This window comes from Aureibaculum koreense (assembly GCF_034296135.1).
GTDB lineage: Bacteria > Bacteroidota > Bacteroidia > Flavobacteriales > Flavobacteriaceae > Aureibaculum.
This window is the reverse complement of sequence record NZ_JAXKVV010000003.1, coordinates 17,546-33,802: the sequence shown is the minus strand read 5'-3', so window position 1 is coordinate 33,802 and position 16,257 is coordinate 17,546. Positions and strand designations below refer to the sequence as shown.

Here is a 16,257-nt window from a genome sequence, read left to right as displayed (position 1 = left end):
TTATCATATTTTTAGTTTTAAAAATCTAAGATTTACCTGATTTTTTTAGCGAAACTAAAATACCAATGAGCAATGACGATCCAATAAAAGTTAACGAAACCCATTCTGGGAATTTGTAATGATGTGCCAAAATTAATTTTACACCAACAAAGGTTAAAATAGCTACCAAACTGTATTTAAGATATTCAAATTTGGCAAGCATATTTGATAAAAAGAAATACATGGAACGCAATCCTAAAATGGCAAAAATATTGGAACTAAACACCAAAAACGGATCGGAAGTAATCGCCAAAATAGCAGGAACAGAATCCAATGCGAATAAAATATCGGTAAACTCTATGACAATTAAAGCTATAAATAATGGTGTGGCCGCTTTGATGTGCTTTATTTTTATAAAAAATTTCTGACCATCCATTTGTGTGGTAATGGGCATTACTTTTCTTAAATTTCTATATACAAAAGAATTTTTTGGGTTGTAGGCCTCCTCTTTTTGAGTTAACATTTTATAGGCGGTAAACAATAAAAAAGCACCAAAAACGTACGTTGTAAAACTGAATTTATTAATAAGTACTACACCAAAAAATATCATTAAAGCCCTAAAAACGATAGCACCTAAAATTCCCCAAAACAGTACACGATGCTGGTATTTTAATGGAATATTAAAAGAGGTGAAAATAACAGCTATCACAAAGATATTATCAATACTTAAGGAGAGTTCTATTAAATAACCGGTAATATATTTTATAGTAGCGTCGGTAGCGGTCAACTGGTCGGGGTTGGCAATATTCCCAGAACCGTAAAGCCAATAAACTACTGCTGAAAATGCAAAGGACAAAGTTACCCAAACCGTGGTCCAAGCAGATGCTTCTTTAATACTTATAACATGTGGGTTTTTATTAAAAACCCCAAGATCTAACGCTAAAAAAATTAAAATGGCTAAAATAAACAGTCCCCAAACAAGCATAAAATTTTATCTATAAATTGAGTGCGAAAATACCGTTTTTTAACATTCAATTTTAACGTAAATAAAAATTATTTTTGCTTAATAAACAATTTCTAGAAAGGAATTCTATAGAAGTCAACAATTTACAGCTTACATTGTTTGTTAGCTCAGTTCTTTGCAGTATGCCGTTTTTATTTTTCATTTCGTTTTTCAGCGTTAGCGAGAAAGTTCTTTGTAATCGTAAGACGAAGGAAATTGATAAAATTTCATATAGAAATAGATTTATCCTATTAGATTTTTAGGCAAAAACACGCATCAGAAAAAATTAAAAAGATTGACACTTGCCAGAAAGAAATTTAATTTTAAGTATATAACACATTTCAATATCATTAAACAGGGTAAAATGTACCATCATCTTTACGACTTTGCTTGGATAGAATTTTCTGATGACGAGGTTTTAATTATTAGAAGAAAGCCTTAAAAGTTCTGATAATTAAGAAAACCAATAAATAATTATACTTTCCCGAACAGAATAATTTACCTAATTTTAACCCGGCAAAACAAAAAAAATGATAAGTAGTAAATATAAAATTACATCACCCATAAACCTGACTGAAATTGTAACAAAAGAAGTTGATGTTGATGCCAAAAAAAAGCTCAAAATAGCAAGAAAACAACTTAGCGATGTGCAGGATAAAATGTATGCTCATGGTAAATATAGCATGTTGGTGTGCCTGCAAGGTATGGACACATCGGGCAAAGACAGTTTGATCAGAGAAGTTTTTAAACAGGTAAATGCCAGGGGAGTGGTAGTACATAGTTTTAAAGTGCCTACAGAAAACGAATTAAAACACGATTATTTATGGCGACATTATGTGGCTTTGCCCCAAAGAGGTAAAATAGGCGTTTTTAACCGTACACATTACGAAAACGTGCTGGTTACCAGAGTGCATCCCGAATATATTTTAGGTGAAAACATACCCTCGGTAAAAAATATTAATGATATTAATGATGAGTTTTTCCATAAAAGAATGGAACATATTACTAATTTTGAACAACATATTGCTGAAAACGGAACGATTGTTTTAAAATTTTTTTTACATCTATCAAAAGAAGAGCAAAAAAATAGGTTATTACGTAGGATTGAAAAAGAGAATAAAAATTGGAAATTTTCTGCCGACGATTTAAAAGAACGTAAACTTTGGAATAAATATCAAGACTTTTATCGAGATGCCATTAATAGAACTTCAACTGAAAAGGCACCATGGTATATCATACCGGCAGATGACAAACCTACTGCACGAATAATTGTAGCCGAAATTATTTTAGAAACTCTAGAATCTTACGACGACATTAGATATCCTGAATTGGATGAGAAAACCAAAGCTCGGTTGTCAGAATTTAGAGAGCAATTGGATAAAGGTTGATATAGTATTAAGTACAAAGAATTAAGTATTAAGAAAAAAAGTATAACAATAAAATTATTAAGATGCATCGATTTGAAGAATTGAAAATTTGGAATAAAGCAATGGATATTACAGAGAACTGTTACTTGTTGACCGAAAATTTTCCAAAAGAAGAAAAATTTAATTTAACTTCACAAATTAGAAGAAGTGCGGTATCTATTCCGTCAAATATTGCAGAAGGTGCAGGTCGAAATTCAAATGGGGAATTCAAACAGTTTTTGGGTATAGCTAATGGTTCTTCTTTTGAGCTATTGACACAATTATATCTCTCAGAAAGGCTAAAATTAACATCCAAAAAACAAATTGAACCAATAATAGGTGAAATTTTACAAATATGTAAAATGAATTACACACTACAAAATACGCTAAAAAAGTCTTAATTCTTTGTACTTAATTCATAATACTCATTCAACATGAAAAAATTATTAATATTATCTATTTCATTACTATTGACAGCAAGTCTGTTTGCACAGACAGATTTGAAAAATGATTCAATACAGCTTAGAAAAATATATACTGAGGCACTTACTAAAGGCAGAAGTTACACATGGTTGCACTATCTAACCAAAAGAGTTGGTCATCGTTTGGCAGGCTCAGAAGGTGATAAAAACGCCGTAGCTTGGGCAAAAGCCGAATTGGATAAATTAGGTCTTACCAAAGTTTGGCTACAACCCGTTACTGTGCCACATTGGGTACGTGGCGATAAAGAGGAGGCTCATATAGAATCCAAGTTCGGAAAATTTAATGTTGATATCAGAGCGTTGGGCGGATCGATCGCAACGCCTAAAGATGGGCTTTTAGCTGAGGTTATTGAAGTTAAAAGTTTAAAAGAAGTAGAAGAATTGGGAGATAAAGTTAAAGGTAAAATTGTTTTTTACAATGGGCCAATGCCAGCGGACAAAATAGAAACTTTTAGAGCCTATGGTGCTGCCGTTGGTCAACGTGTAAATGGAGCAGCCGTGGCAGGTAAATATGGTGCTGTTGGTGCTATAGTCCGTTCCATGACTACTAAAATTGATAATGTACCACATACGGGTACAATGCGTTATGGCGATATAGAAGAAAATCAAAAAATTCCTACTGCGGCAATTAGTACCAACAGTGCTGAAATGTTGAGCAAATTGTTAGAGCAGAAAGACGATATGGAACTTAAGTTCTACTTTAAATTAAATTGTAAGAACTTGCCCGATACACAGTCGTTTAATGTGATTGGAGAAATTGAAGGTCTAAGTCATCCCGATGAAATTATGGTCGTGGGTGGGCATTTAGATTCTTGGGATTTAGGCGAAGGTGCTCACGATGACGGAGCGGGAGTAGTACAATCAATGGAAGTATTAAGGTTGTTTAAGGAATTGAAAATTAAGCCTAAAAGAACTTTAAGAGTGGTTTTGTTTGCCAATGAAGAATTTGGATTAAGTGGAGGTACTACTTATGCAGCAGAAGCGGAAAAGAAAAAAGAAAAACATATTGTAGCGTTGGAATCTGACTCCGGAGGTTTTACGCCACGTGGATTTGGTTTTACCTGTAATGATAAAAATTATGATCAAATACTACAATGGAAACCTTTATTTGAACCCTATAACTTACATATTTTTGCAAGAGGTGGCGGCGGAGCAGATATTGGTCCGTTAAAAAAAGACGATAATGTATTGTTAGGCTTAAGACCAGATTCACAACGTTATTTCGACTATCATCATACCGAGGCTGATGTTTTTGAAGCGGTGAATAAACGTGAATTGGAATTAGGGGCAGCATCTATGGCTTCAATAATTTATTTATTTGACCAGTACGGGATTAATAATTAACAATCTCAATTAAAGGAATTAACTTAATGACTTATTCTAAAAAACAACTTTCTCAATTAATTGTAGAAAGCTGTGTTGCTTATAAAATAGAACACGTAATTATTTCTCCTGGCTCACGTAATGCCCCTTTAACCATTGGCTTTACTAACCATTCTAAGATAAAAACGTATAGTATTGTTGATGAACGATGTGCGGCTTTTTTCGCGTTAGGCATTGCACAACAGACTCAAAAACCTGTGGCTTTGGTTTGTACATCGGGCTCTGCATTGTTAAATTATTATCCCGCATTTGCAGAAGCATTTTACAGTAATATTCTGCTGATTGTTATTTCTGCAGATAGACCGAAACAACTAATTGATGTGGGTGATGGGCAAACCATCCGTCAAGAAAATGTATTTGCGAATCATAGTCTTTTCAATGCCAACTTAGTTGAAGGGGAGGTATTTGAAAATGAAAATGCAACATTGATTTCTAAGGCAATTCAGTTAGCAATTATAAAGGGCGGTCCAACGCATATTAATGTTCCTTTTGATGAGCCGTTATATGAAACTACCAATTCATTATCGGTAAATGGTATTGATAAAAAATTAATATCCACTGAAAAAGAAATAGATTATGATTTTGACTATTTTGCCAAGTTATGGAACACATCTACCAAAAAAATGGTCTTAATCGGTAACCATTATCCCGATGTATTATTGCAACAGCAATTAGAAGAATTGATTAAGGACAAATCGGTTTTGATTTTTACGGAAACAACGTCTAACGTGCATCATCCAAAATTTATAAATAGTGTTGACAAGTTGATTTTTCCTTTAAACGATGTTGACTTTGATCAATTGAAACCAGAAATTTTACTAACCTTAGGTGGTATGATAGTTTCAAAAAGGATAAAACAGTTTTTGCGAAAATTTAAGCCTGAACACCATTGGCATGTCAATGGTGAAAGTGCACCCGATACTTTTCATTGTCTTACCCAGCATTTTAAACTGCCGACAACGGTATATTTTCAGTATTTTTTAAAAGAAATTAAACCAGTAAAAAGTGCCTATCAAAAAAATTGGTTATCAATCAAAGAAAGTAGGAATAAAAAACAAAACCAATTTATAAAAAATGTTGAGTTTTCTGATTTTAAAGTTTTTGATGTTATTTTAAGTGAACTTCCTGATAACGTGCAATTGCAACTTGGCAATAGTTCCGTAGTCCGTTATGCACAATTATTTGATAATAACCCAACAATTAAAGTTTTTTGTAATAGAGGCACAAGTGGCATAGACGGGAGCACTTCTACTGCCATTGGGGCAGCGTCTGTTAACTTGGAACAAACTATTTTTATTACGGGAGATATTAGCTTTTTTTATGATAGTAATGCGTTGTGGAACAGCTACATACCCAATAATTTTAGAATAATAGTAATTAATAATGGCGGGGGTGGTATTTTTAAAATTTTACCCGGTCCACAAAAAACAAATGCGTTAAATTATTTTGAAACACCTCATAATCTAACTGCTGAGCATTTATGTAAAATGTATAAATTAGATTATTTTAAAGCAAAAAACGAACGTGAACTGTCAAATCAATTAAAACCCTTTTTTAATAGCGTTGAGAGACCTAAATTATTAGAGATTTTTACACCCAATAATTTAAATGACAAAGTGTTGAAGGAGTACTTTAAACATATTCAATAAAAAAAGTCGCTCAAGTTGAACGACTTCAATAATTTATTCTACCCAAATTGTTATTTGGAATGACACTATCCATTAAAGTGTGTAAATACAAAACATAGGGTTTAATTTTTTCTGGGTTGAACCCTGTGTTCAAATATAGCTAAAAATTGGTTTAGAATAATTCCCCAATTTCTAATGGGCATAGTCCATTTTTTAGTTACTTCACCAAGAGCCAAAAATACGGATTTTTTAACCGCATCATCTGTTGGGAACGAAAGCTTGTTTTTGGTGTATTTTCTAATTTTTCCATTAAGGTTTTCAATAAGATTGGTGGTGTAAATAGTCTTTCTGATCTGCACTGGGAAATCTAAAAAAGCAGTTAGCTCCTCCCAGTTTTTATACCAAGAATCAACAGCATAAGAATATTTATCGTTCCACTTTAATTTAAAGTCTTCCAAAGCTGCTCTTGCAGCTTCCGCATTAGGTGCCGTATAGATATGCTTCATGTCTTTTGAAAACTCCTTTTTATCTTTCCATACAACATACCTGGCCGAGTTTCTTATCTGATGTATCACGCAAATTTGCTTTGTCGAATTTGGGAAAACCTGCGTAATTGTATCTGTGAAACCATTTAGATTATCGGTAACCGTTATTAAAATATCATCTACCCCGCGGGTCTTTAGATCCGTTAAGACCGACATCCAAAAAGCGGCACTTTCATTCTTGCCGAGCCACATTCCCAAAACCTCTTTTTTACCATCTTCACGTAAGCCTACAGCTAAATAAACAGCTTTATTGACAACTCTTGAGTTTTCTCTAACTTTAAAGACTATGGCATCCATCCAAACAATCAAATAGGTAGGTTCCAAGGGTCTGTTTTGCCATGCGACAATATCTCCGGTAATTTTATCGGTAACCACAGAAATTGTGGAAGTAGAAACGTTAAATCCATATAATTCATTGAGCTGGGATTCTATATCCGAATTGCTCATCCCTTTAGCATAAAGAGAGACTATTAGGTTTTCAATACCTTCTGATAAAGTACTGCGTTTAGGAACTATTTGGGGTTCAAACTCCGCTTTTCGATCTCTTGGCACATCAATGGTAAACGTTCCATGTTGTGTTTTGATCTTCTTTTTACCATAGCCATTTCGGCTATTGTCCGGGTTTTTCTTCTTTTGATTTTTGGAATAGCCTAAATGAGATTCAATCTCGCCTTGCAACATGGTTTCAACTCCCCGTTTATAGAGGTCGTCCATAAAGTTTCCAAAATCTTTAGAGTCTTTAAATTGTTTTAAAAACTCACTGCTTAATAATTCTTCTTTTGTCATTTTAAGTGTAAATAAAAAGTTAAAAATAATTACTTAAAAGTTATTTCCGAAACATTTTTTGCTCTTTTAAGGAGCAAAATATTTCAGAATAACTTTTTATTTACACACTTTATAGGATACTACCTTTGGAATTTGTGATTTTAAATTTAATGTTTAACGTCCTGTCCCTTCACCTTCTTCCGATTCAATAACTTCTTCTTCTAATTCTTCATCAGGTATTTCACCATTATTTAAACTTTTTTGTTTAGCAAGTACTCGCTCTACATTTTGGTAGTAACCATCTGAATTTGGATCTTCTGATGAAATTTTGGCGAAACCGTTTTTATAGTATTTTAAAGCTCTTTTATAATCATTACCAGTTTCGTAGTACTGACCAATATAATAATCACCTATTGGAGATTCAGGGTACAATCTATTAATCATTTTACCAAATTCCTCAAGGTAAGCTCCATCTTCTTTATCTAAAATGATAGATTCAATAGCAAAAATATCCCTTTCCCTGATTTTTAAATTCGCACCAAATAAGAACTGAATTTCAACATATTTTTTCTCTACATACTCAATAGCTTCGGCTGGTGATAAATCTGCAATGTTATTATCAAACTCTTCTTTAGAAATAGAAGAATACATATCGAAAATATGAGCCATAGCACCCGGTATTGCCTGACCTATCGAAGAAATACTGGTAGAGGTGTTAAACTCATCATATTTATATTTAAAATTTTCGTTTTCAAAATTTTTCAAAACATAATATAACGTTTCAATATTTTTGTTTTTTTGCTCACCTAAAAATTCTCCATTATTTAAATAATAGTAAGTATGTCTGTCTAAAGTAGGCACTTTGCCTCTAAATAAATCTGCTATATCTTGCGAATATCTTGGGTTTATGTTTACATAAGCATTAAAAATAGGCGAAGGCTCTACCATAAAATAATTTGTAAAATTTGCCGTAATGGTATTTCCTACAATAGTTCTAAATGGAGAAATTCTATAGTTATCTTCTATATAACCTATCAACTCATTTTTAATGAATTTGTAAAATTTTGAACTGGTTTCAGTAAGCATACTGTTCAAATCTACTTCGCAGTCTGATTTACGTTCGTTTTTTTGATTTTGAAAAATACCTACAACAATTTGCTCTGGTGCTTTATCCTTAGCAGCAAATAGTTTAGAATTGGCTACATAAATATCAAATAAGTATTCCGCATCTAAAACAATAGCTAGTGGATACACCCTTGTAGAATCTTGTTGATAAGAATCGGGCACATAAATTTTTAAGGTTCGCGTACTATTTAGCTCGCCACTTAATTCGGCGGACTTAAATGCTTCTAAAGAAACGTTTTGGCCCACAGCAGTAAAAGTCAGAGCTAAAAATAATAATAGAGGGTATAATTTTTTCATATTACACAATTTTTGGATTTTTAATCGGGTTAATTTTTTTTCTCTTTTTCTAAATTCTATCTTTACAAACGAATAGAATCGGATAAAATTGTAATCAATGATAGAGCCAAACTGGAAAATTGTAAAAAAATATACTGATATTACCTACAAAAAAGCGAATGGAGTGGCTAGAATAGCCTTTAACAGGCCTGATGTTAGAAATGCTTTTCGACCTAAAACAACTAGTGAATTATATGATGCTTTTTATGATGCCCAAGAAGACACAAGTATTGGCGTAGTCTTGCTTTCCGCGGAAGGGCCTTCATCGAAAGATGGTGTATATTCTTTTTGTAGTGGTGGCGACCAGAAAGCAAGGGGACATCAAGGCTACGTTGGTGAAGATGGTATGCACCGCCTAAATATTTTAGAAGTACAACGATTGATTCGTTTTATGCCAAAAGCTGTTATTGCCGTTGTTCCCGGCTGGGCAGTTGGGGGTGGGCATAGTTTGCACGTGGTTTGTGATTTAACTTTGGCAAGTAAAGAACATGCTATTTTTAAACAAACGGATGCAGATGTTACTAGTTTTGACGGAGGCTATGGTTCAGCCTATTTGGCAAAAATGGTCGGACAAAAAAAAGCTCGTGAAATTTTCTTTTTAGGTCGCAATTATTCCGCACAAGAAGCTTTTGAAATGGGAATGGTGAATGCGGTAATTCCTCATGAGGAATTGGAAGAAACAGCATATCAGTGGGCTCAAGAAATTTTGGCAAAATCACCTACATCCATAAAAATGTTAAAATTTGCTATGAATCTTACGGACGATGGTATGGTGGGCCAACAAGTTTTTGCAGGAGAAGCCACACGATTAGCGTATATGACCGATGAAGCAAAAGAAGGACGTGATGCTTTTTTAGAAAAACGCAAGCCTAATTTTGAAAAGAAATGGTTGCCGTAAGTTCAAAGTGGAATTTCCGTCTTCGGACTTTAAGCTTTTTTCATTAACTCGTTTTTCATTAACTCATAACTAAATAATCATTATGAAAATAATTTGCATCGGCAGGAATTATGCTAAACATATAGCGGAATTAGCTAATGAAAGACCTGAAAACCCAGTGGTGTTTTTAAAACCTGATTCGGCTATTTTACCAAAAAAGATGCCTTTTTTTATTCCACCTTTTTCTAGTGATATTCATTATGAGGTTGAAGTGCTGGTAAAAATAAATAAAGTTGGTAAACATATTGAAGCTAAGTTCGCCCATAAATATTATGATGAGGTTGGATTGGGCATTGATTTTACGGCTCGTGATGTGCAAGCACAATGCAAAGAAAAAGGACTGCCTTGGGAAAAAGCCAAAGCCTTTGATGGCAGTGCCGTTGTCGGTCAATTTTACCCGAAAGAACAATTTGATCTTGATAATTTACAATTTCAACTGGAAAAAAATGAAGTCGTAGTCCAAAATGGAAGTACCAATGCCATGCTATGGAAAATTGATGAATTGATTGCCTATGTTTCGCAATTCTTTACCCTTAAAAAAGGGGATATTATTTTTACAGGAACACCTGAAGGCGTTGGAAAAGTAAAGGAAAACGATATTTTAATTGGAAAATTACAGGACAACGAGGCGTTTAGCATCAAAATCAAATAGTTATTAATTATTTTAGAACGCATAATGGTATTGACAGCTATTTTTTGTCTTAATTCTTAATACTAACATCTTAATTCTAATTGATGGCTCAAGAAATTGAACGTAAATTTTTGATAAAGAACGATGATTTTAAAAAAGAATCGTTTAAAAAGGAAAATATCATACAAGGTTTTCTGTCTTCAGTGCCAGAAAGGACTGTCCGTGTCCGTATTATTGGTGAACGAGGATATCTTACTATTAAAGGTATTGGCAATATATCAGGAACTACACGGTTTGAGTGGGAAAAGGAAATAGCACTTGAAGAGGCTACGGATTTATTAAAAATCTGTGAACCTGGTGTAATTGATAAGTGCAGATATTATATAAAATCAAAGAATCACACTTTTGAGGTTGATGAGTTTTACGGAGAAAATGAAGGTCTAGTTATTGCAGAGATAGAGTTAAATTCGGAAGAAGAACGTTTTGAAAAACCCGATTGGTTAGGCAAAGAAGTAACTGGAATTTCTAAGTATTATAACGCATCGTTAGTGAAAAACCCTTATAAAAACTGGTAAAATTTCTAAGTCTTACTTCATATTATACAAACTCTTCCCAGCATTATAATATTTATCGCCCTCGATCCAAAAAGGAGTTTTTGAGTCATTGGCAATCAATCGACAGGCCATAACATAAGATTTAAAGAACTTCTCCAAATAATCATAATCTAAATTGTCCGGGTTATCAGCCGTTTGATGGTAATATTTACCAATTTCCGCATCAAATGCTGTGAAACCCAAGCTATAAGTTGGAGCTGGAATACCTTTGGCAGCAAAATTAACATTGTCAGATCGGTCAAATAGACCTTGTTCTCCGGCAGGGTCATCAATGGCCTTTAAACCAAATTCGGTCGCTGCATTTTTAATATGATCCCCAGCCGTTGTTCTGTTTAATCCAATAATGGTGGCTATTGAAGTATCGTTATAACCACCATTATCACTATTAAAACAATAGACCATTTGTTCTAAAGGAATCACAGGATGTTCAACATACCATTTACTGCCCAATAATCCCTTTTCTTCACCGGTAAATAGTATAAATAAAGCAGATCTTTTTGTAGGATATTTTGCAATATTCTCTGCGGCACTCAAAACAGTTACTGTTCCCACTGCATTATCTCTGGCACCGTTGTAAATGGAATCGTTTTCCGCATTAGTTTCGCCTATTCCAATGTGGTCATAATGAGCGGAATAGATAATAAATTCATCTTTCAATTTTGGGTCTGTACCTTCTACCATTCCTACCACATTTTTTGAAGGAACTGTCTTTTTTTCTACACCTGAAATATTTAATTCAATTGGAATATTTTTTGTGGAACTTATTGCTTTTTCAATACTTCCATCAATATCCTGTAGCCAAATATGAAGTAGTTCTTTCTCATCATTACTACCCGCTAATCCTAATTTATCCGAGCCAAAGTTATGAGATAATCTATCCCACATTTGGTTATCTAGAGTTGATAATTCAATTAAGCCAATAGCTCCATTTTCTTCGGCTAACTTTGTTTTTGCCCTTCCGCTTCTAAAAGCTGATCTAGCATCTTCATTCTCTTTGGTACCAGCTTTTACAACTACAATTTTTCCCTTAACATCCTTATTTTTAAAATCCTCTTCCGTTCCGTAATTTAAATATGCCGCAGTTCCGCTATAATCAATATTACCACCTTGTAATGGCAATATATTTGGTGAAGACATATCGTTTAATTTGACACTCAATTCTTTTGCAGCGGTAGTTTTCTGTAATTCAACAGTTTGGTAATAACTTCCGTTATTTGCAGGTTTAACACCATATCTCCTAAAAGAATTTGCCAAATAAGAAGCGGCAATATCTATTTCTGGAGTTCCTGTCTCTCGACCTTTCAGTTCATCAGAAGCTAAAAAATAAATATGACCTTCAATATCATTTTTAGAAATGGTTTCATTTACTTTTTCTTTATCCGTTTGGGCTTTACAAGACCAAGTAATAAGAAGAGCGATGGAAAAAAGGACTATTTTTTGCATGATATGAAGATTTTGGTGTAAATATATGTAAATAGTTACAAAGTCATGGTCACCTTGGTTTAAAACACTTGACTATCTTTGTTGAGAATTTTAAACTATATTAATTTGAATGCAGAAATAATTACTATTGGAGATGAGATACTTATCGGACAGATTGTAGATACTAATTCTGCTTTCATTGCCCAAGAATTAAATAAAATAGGAATTTCTGTTTACCAGATTACCTCTGTTCAGGACGATAAAGAACACATTTTAAAATCACTTAAAGAGGCTGAAGAAAATGCGGACATCATTATACTTACTGGAGGATTGGGTCCTACAAAAGACGATATTACGAAACACACTATCTGTGAATATTTTAATGATTCCTTAGTTCGGAATGATGAAGTTTTAAAACATATTGAAAATCTATTTGCGAAATACATTTCTACACCAGTTTCAAATATCAACCGCCAACAAGCATTAGTGCCATCAAAGGCACTGATTTTAACGAACAAATTTGGAACAGCACCAGGCATGTTACTTGAAAAAAATGACAAAGCTTTTATTTCCTTACCTGGTGTACCTTACGAAATGAAAGGTTTAATTACCAATGAAGCAATACCTTATTTGCAAAAAAAATATAATCGCCCGTATATATTTCATAGAACTTTACTGACTTATGGTCTGGGCGAAAGTGCCATTGCCGATAGGTTAGATAAATGGGAAGATGCATTACCAAAAAATATCAAATTAGCATATTTACCTAATTTAGGTAAAGTTAGGTTACGATTGACCGCCAAAGGATTTGATAAAGATTTGCTAAAAAGTGAAATGTTAAGACTGGAAAAAGAGTTAATTACCTATGTTGATGATATTTTTGTAGGATTTGAAGGAGAAGAGTCCATCGAAACTTTGATTGGTAAATTGCTTGTTGCAAAAAACCAGACCTTAGCAACAGCTGAAAGTTGTACTGGTGGAAGCATCGCTAAAATGATTACTTCAGTGGCCGGTGCATCAAAGTATTTTATTGGATCGGTTGTCAGTTATAATGAGCGTATTAAAACCGATATTTTAAATGTATCACCAAAAACCATTATAAAACATTCTGTGGTAAGTGCTGCTGTGGCAGAAGAAATGGCTAAAGGTATCCAACAATTGTATAAAACCGATTATGCCATTGCGGTAACCGGAAACGCAGGTCCAACAACCGATAAGACAGATACTTCCGTTGGAGTTGTTTTTATCAGTTTGATTACGCCAATTGAAATAATTACACACGAATTTAACTTTGGTCAACCCCGAGAAAAGGTAATAGAAAGAGCTTCTGGTAAAGCGTTGGAAATGTTGAGAACGGCTTTATTAAAAAAGCACTTAGGGTAAACTCCCACTTTATAAAATGCTACGAATACACTAATTTTTCTTGATTGTGGATTAAAAAAAGAATCAACACTAATTTTTAAAAAATCTATAGATTTTTTATTCGTGATAATTATTTTTTACGTATTTTTAGTTTTATTCGTGTATTTGTGGCAAAATATTTCTTAAATAAAAGTATGGGTTTGCCTTGAAAAAACTAACATTAGTTGTCCAAAATTTTTTTTTGCTCTATTACTTGCTTTTCCATTCGTTGCAAACAAGTATTACTTGTCTTTAGTTTATTTATTAAACTAAATGATAGTTAATTAGTTGCGATTATGTCTTGCATCTTGTGTCAAGTAGACCCGAACCGAGAATTCGGGGTCGGGGCGGTCTTATGTCTATAACACTATATTAACAAAAAAAACACTTAATATTTTGTTTGTAAATTGAATTAATTTATTATTTTTGCACCTCGTTTAGAATAACATAGTTAAAAGTTTAAAAAATGTCAAGAGTTTGTGAGTTAACAGGAAAAAAAGCCATGGTGGGAAACAACGTTTCACACTCCATGAACAAGACTAAAAGAAAATTTGACGCTAATTTAATGAAAAAGCGTTTTTATATTCCTGAAGAAGATAAATGGATTACGTTGAAAGTATCTGCATCGGCTTTAAAGAACATCAATAAAAAAGGCATTTCTGCTGTAATTAAAGAGGCCAGAGCTAATGGCTTTTTGAAAAAATAGAATACAATGGCAAAAGGTAAAGGCAATAGAATTCAAGTTGTATTAGAATGTACCGAACACAAAGAAAGTGGCAAACCGGGTACATCTAGATATATTACTACCAAGAATAAAAAAAATACTCCTGACAGAATGGAATTGAAAAAATTCAATCCTATTTTAAAGAAAATGACTGTTCATAAAGAGATAAAATAATAAATCATGGCAAAGAAATCAGTAGCATCATTACAGACAGGCTCAAAAAGATTGACAAAAGCGGTAAAAATGGTAAAATCTCCAAAGACTGGAGCGTATTCATTTGTTGAAACCATTGTGGATCCCGCTAATGTAAACGACTTTTTTAACAAAAAATAATTGTTTTTATAAATTATAAAGAAGCTACTTTCATTCGCTTGAAAGTAGCTTTTTTGTTTTTTATATTTGTAGTGAAAATTTAAAATTCGAGATTTAAAATTTTTAAGGATTACACATTAATCTAATCCGCCTACGCTAAAGCTTCGGACGGACAACTAACTCAGTGACCAATTAACCATTAACTTTAAAAAATGAGTTTATTCAAAAAAATATTTTCAAAAGAAAAAAAGGAAACTTTGGACAAGGGTTTGGAAAAAAGTAAAACTACTTTTTTTTCAAAACTCTCTAAAGCTGTTGCCGGAAAATCTAAAGTTGATGATGATGTATTGGACAATTTAGAGGAAGTATTGGTTTCTTCTGATGTAGGTGTAGCTACAACGTTAAAAATAATCGATAGAATTGAGGCTCGTGTTGCTAAAGATAAATATTTAGGAACTGAGGAACTTAATCAAATTTTAAGGGAAGAAATAGCAGGCTTATTGTCAGAAACTAACGTAGGCAACGAAACCGAATTCACAATCCCTAGTGATAAAAAGCCATATGTTTTAATGGTAGTAGGTGTAAACGGAGTGGGTAAAACCACAACCATTGGTAAATTGGCAGCTCAGTTCAAAAAGCAAGGTTTAAAAGTGGTATTAGGTGCGGGAGATACTTTTAGAGCCGCGGCGATTGATCAATTACAGGTTTGGGCAGATAGGGTTGGGGTTCCTATTATAAAACAAAAAATGGGCAGCGATCCGGCTTCAGTGGCTTTTGATACGGTACAGTCAGCCGTAAATCAAGATGCTGATGTGGTTATAATAGATACCGCTGGGCGTTTACATAACAAAGTGAATTTAATGAATGAACTCACAAAAATAAAGCGTGTTATGCAAAAGGTTATAGAAGATGCACCACATGACGTTTTGTTGGTTCTTGATGGTTCTACTGGTCAAAATGCTTTTGAACAGGCCAAACAATTTACAAAGGCAACTGAAGTTACTTCACTTGCAGTTACCAAATTAGATGGAACAGCCAAGGGCGGTGTGGTTATTGGTATTTCCGATCAATTTAAAATTCCCGTAAAATATATTGGAGTGGGCGAAAAAGTTGACGATTTACAAGTATTTAATAAAATTGAGTTTGTGGATAGTTTTTTTAAATAATACTCTAGTCATCTTTTTTTAGGCATTGCCCAGTAGTAAAAAAATATTATTCCCGCACTAATTTCTAAAACTAAACCTCCTATTATTAGGATATTGGAGTATAATTCCATTTTAAAAACTTTTAAGATAGCTCCAAGTACAATTAATAGCAATCCTATAACAAGGAATTGAGAGGGTTTGTTTTTCATGTTTAATTTACGTTTAAAAAATAATAGAGGTCTTTTCAGACCTCTATTACATTAACTCCCTTATTAAAACAAATTGATTAAAAAGTGATTATTCTTCGCAAAAATTATAATACACCTTTATAATTAGAGATAAAAAGCCCATTCCAATGATTTATAGTAAAGTCCTTGCTATGAAAAAACCTTACATCCTTAGTAATAAGTGGAAATTTA

General features: G+C 33.2%; 16 protein-coding genes. 12 read left to right on the top strand and 4 right to left on the bottom strand.

All coding sequences use genetic code 11. The features are described from left to right. Window positions 1-25 precede the first annotated feature (25 nt). Window positions 26-964: a TerC family protein gene (locus UMM65_RS03880; RefSeq protein ID WP_321975167.1), complete on the bottom strand. Its 939-nt coding sequence runs from the start codon at window positions 962-964 to the stop codon at window positions 26-28. Window positions 965-1,512: 548 nt separating this feature from the next. Here UMM65_RS03880 and UMM65_RS03875 point away from each other — a divergent pair. From UMM65_RS03875 to menD, 4 genes are all read left to right on the top strand, one after another. After that, complete coding sequence (locus tag UMM65_RS03875) at window positions 1,513-2,370, top strand: PPK2 family polyphosphate kinase (RefSeq protein ID WP_321975166.1); 858 nt, start codon at window positions 1,513-1,515, stop codon at window positions 2,368-2,370. A gap of 62 nt (window positions 2,371-2,432) precedes the next feature. Further along, complete coding sequence (locus UMM65_RS03870) at window positions 2,433-2,789, top strand: four helix bundle protein (protein WP_321975165.1); 357 nt, start codon at window positions 2,433-2,435, stop codon at window positions 2,787-2,789. A 33-nt stretch (window positions 2,790-2,822) separates the two neighbouring features. Next, a complete protein-coding gene (locus UMM65_RS03865; RefSeq protein ID WP_321975164.1) occupies window positions 2,823-4,214 on the top strand; it encodes a M20/M25/M40 family metallo-hydrolase in 1,392 nt (463 codons plus the stop codon). A gap of 26 nt (window positions 4,215-4,240) precedes the next feature. Then, window positions 4,241-5,902: a 2-succinyl-5-enolpyruvyl-6-hydroxy-3-cyclohexene-1-carboxylic-acid synthase gene (menD, locus tag UMM65_RS03860; RefSeq protein ID WP_321975163.1), complete on the top strand. Its 1,662-nt coding sequence runs from the start codon at window positions 4,241-4,243 to the stop codon at window positions 5,900-5,902. Window positions 5,903-6,003: 101 nt separating this feature from the next. Here the strand turns inward: menD and UMM65_RS03855 are convergent, their stop codons facing one another. Then, window positions 6,004-7,212, bottom strand: coding sequence for an IS256 family transposase (locus UMM65_RS03855; RefSeq protein WP_321975162.1), 1,209 nt, complete (start codon window positions 7,210-7,212; stop codon window positions 6,004-6,006). Between the two features lie 153 nt (window positions 7,213-7,365). Then, window positions 7,366-8,613 (bottom strand): alpha/beta hydrolase, encoded by a 1,248-nt coding sequence (locus tag UMM65_RS03850; RefSeq protein WP_321975161.1) that lies wholly within the window; start codon window positions 8,611-8,613, stop codon window positions 7,366-7,368. A gap of 97 nt (window positions 8,614-8,710) precedes the next feature. Here UMM65_RS03850 and UMM65_RS03845 point away from each other — a divergent pair, with 97 nt between their 5' ends. The 3 genes from UMM65_RS03845 (at window position 8,711) to UMM65_RS03835 (ending at window position 10,795) form a co-directional block, all read left to right on the top strand. Next, on the top strand, window positions 8,711-9,550 hold the full coding sequence (locus UMM65_RS03845; protein WP_321975160.1) for a 1,4-dihydroxy-2-naphthoyl-CoA synthase: 840 nt from the start codon (window positions 8,711-8,713) through the stop codon (window positions 9,548-9,550). An 82-nt stretch (window positions 9,551-9,632) separates the two neighbouring features. Further along, a complete protein-coding gene (locus UMM65_RS03840; protein WP_321975159.1) occupies window positions 9,633-10,241 on the top strand; it encodes a fumarylacetoacetate hydrolase family protein in 609 nt (202 codons plus the stop codon). A gap of 83 nt (window positions 10,242-10,324) precedes the next feature. Next, window positions 10,325-10,795: a CYTH domain-containing protein gene (locus UMM65_RS03835; RefSeq protein ID WP_321975158.1), complete on the top strand. Its 471-nt coding sequence runs from the start codon at window positions 10,325-10,327 to the stop codon at window positions 10,793-10,795. A gap of 12 nt (window positions 10,796-10,807) precedes the next feature. Here the strand turns inward: UMM65_RS03835 and UMM65_RS03830 are convergent, their stop codons facing one another. Beyond that, window positions 10,808-12,277: a M28 family peptidase gene (locus UMM65_RS03830; RefSeq protein WP_321975157.1), complete on the bottom strand. Its 1,470-nt coding sequence runs from the start codon at window positions 12,275-12,277 to the stop codon at window positions 10,808-10,810. 105 nt (window positions 12,278-12,382) lie between these two features. Between UMM65_RS03830 and UMM65_RS03825 the strand changes: the two genes are divergently transcribed. From UMM65_RS03825 to ftsY, 5 genes are all read left to right on the top strand, one after another. Beyond that, on the top strand, window positions 12,383-13,639 hold the full coding sequence (locus tag UMM65_RS03825) for a competence/damage-inducible protein A (RefSeq protein ID WP_321975156.1): 1,257 nt from the start codon (window positions 12,383-12,385) through the stop codon (window positions 13,637-13,639). Window positions 13,640-14,123: 484 nt separating this feature from the next. Next, window positions 14,124-14,363, top strand: a complete 240-nt coding sequence (gene rpmB / locus UMM65_RS03820; RefSeq protein WP_123896535.1) for a 50S ribosomal protein L28 — start codon at window positions 14,124-14,126, stop codon at window positions 14,361-14,363. Between the two features lie 6 nt (window positions 14,364-14,369). Next, on the top strand, window positions 14,370-14,555 hold the full coding sequence (gene rpmG, locus UMM65_RS03815; protein WP_321975155.1) for a 50S ribosomal protein L33: 186 nt from the start codon (window positions 14,370-14,372) through the stop codon (window positions 14,553-14,555). Between the two features lie 6 nt (window positions 14,556-14,561). Then, window positions 14,562-14,714: a DUF4295 domain-containing protein gene (locus UMM65_RS03810; protein ID WP_321975154.1), complete on the top strand. Its 153-nt coding sequence runs from the start codon at window positions 14,562-14,564 to the stop codon at window positions 14,712-14,714. 191 nt (window positions 14,715-14,905) lie between these two features. Next, window positions 14,906-15,859: a signal recognition particle-docking protein FtsY gene (gene ftsY / locus UMM65_RS03805; RefSeq protein WP_321975153.1), complete on the top strand. Its 954-nt coding sequence runs from the start codon at window positions 14,906-14,908 to the stop codon at window positions 15,857-15,859. The last annotated feature ends 398 nt before the right edge of the window (window positions 15,860-16,257 follow it).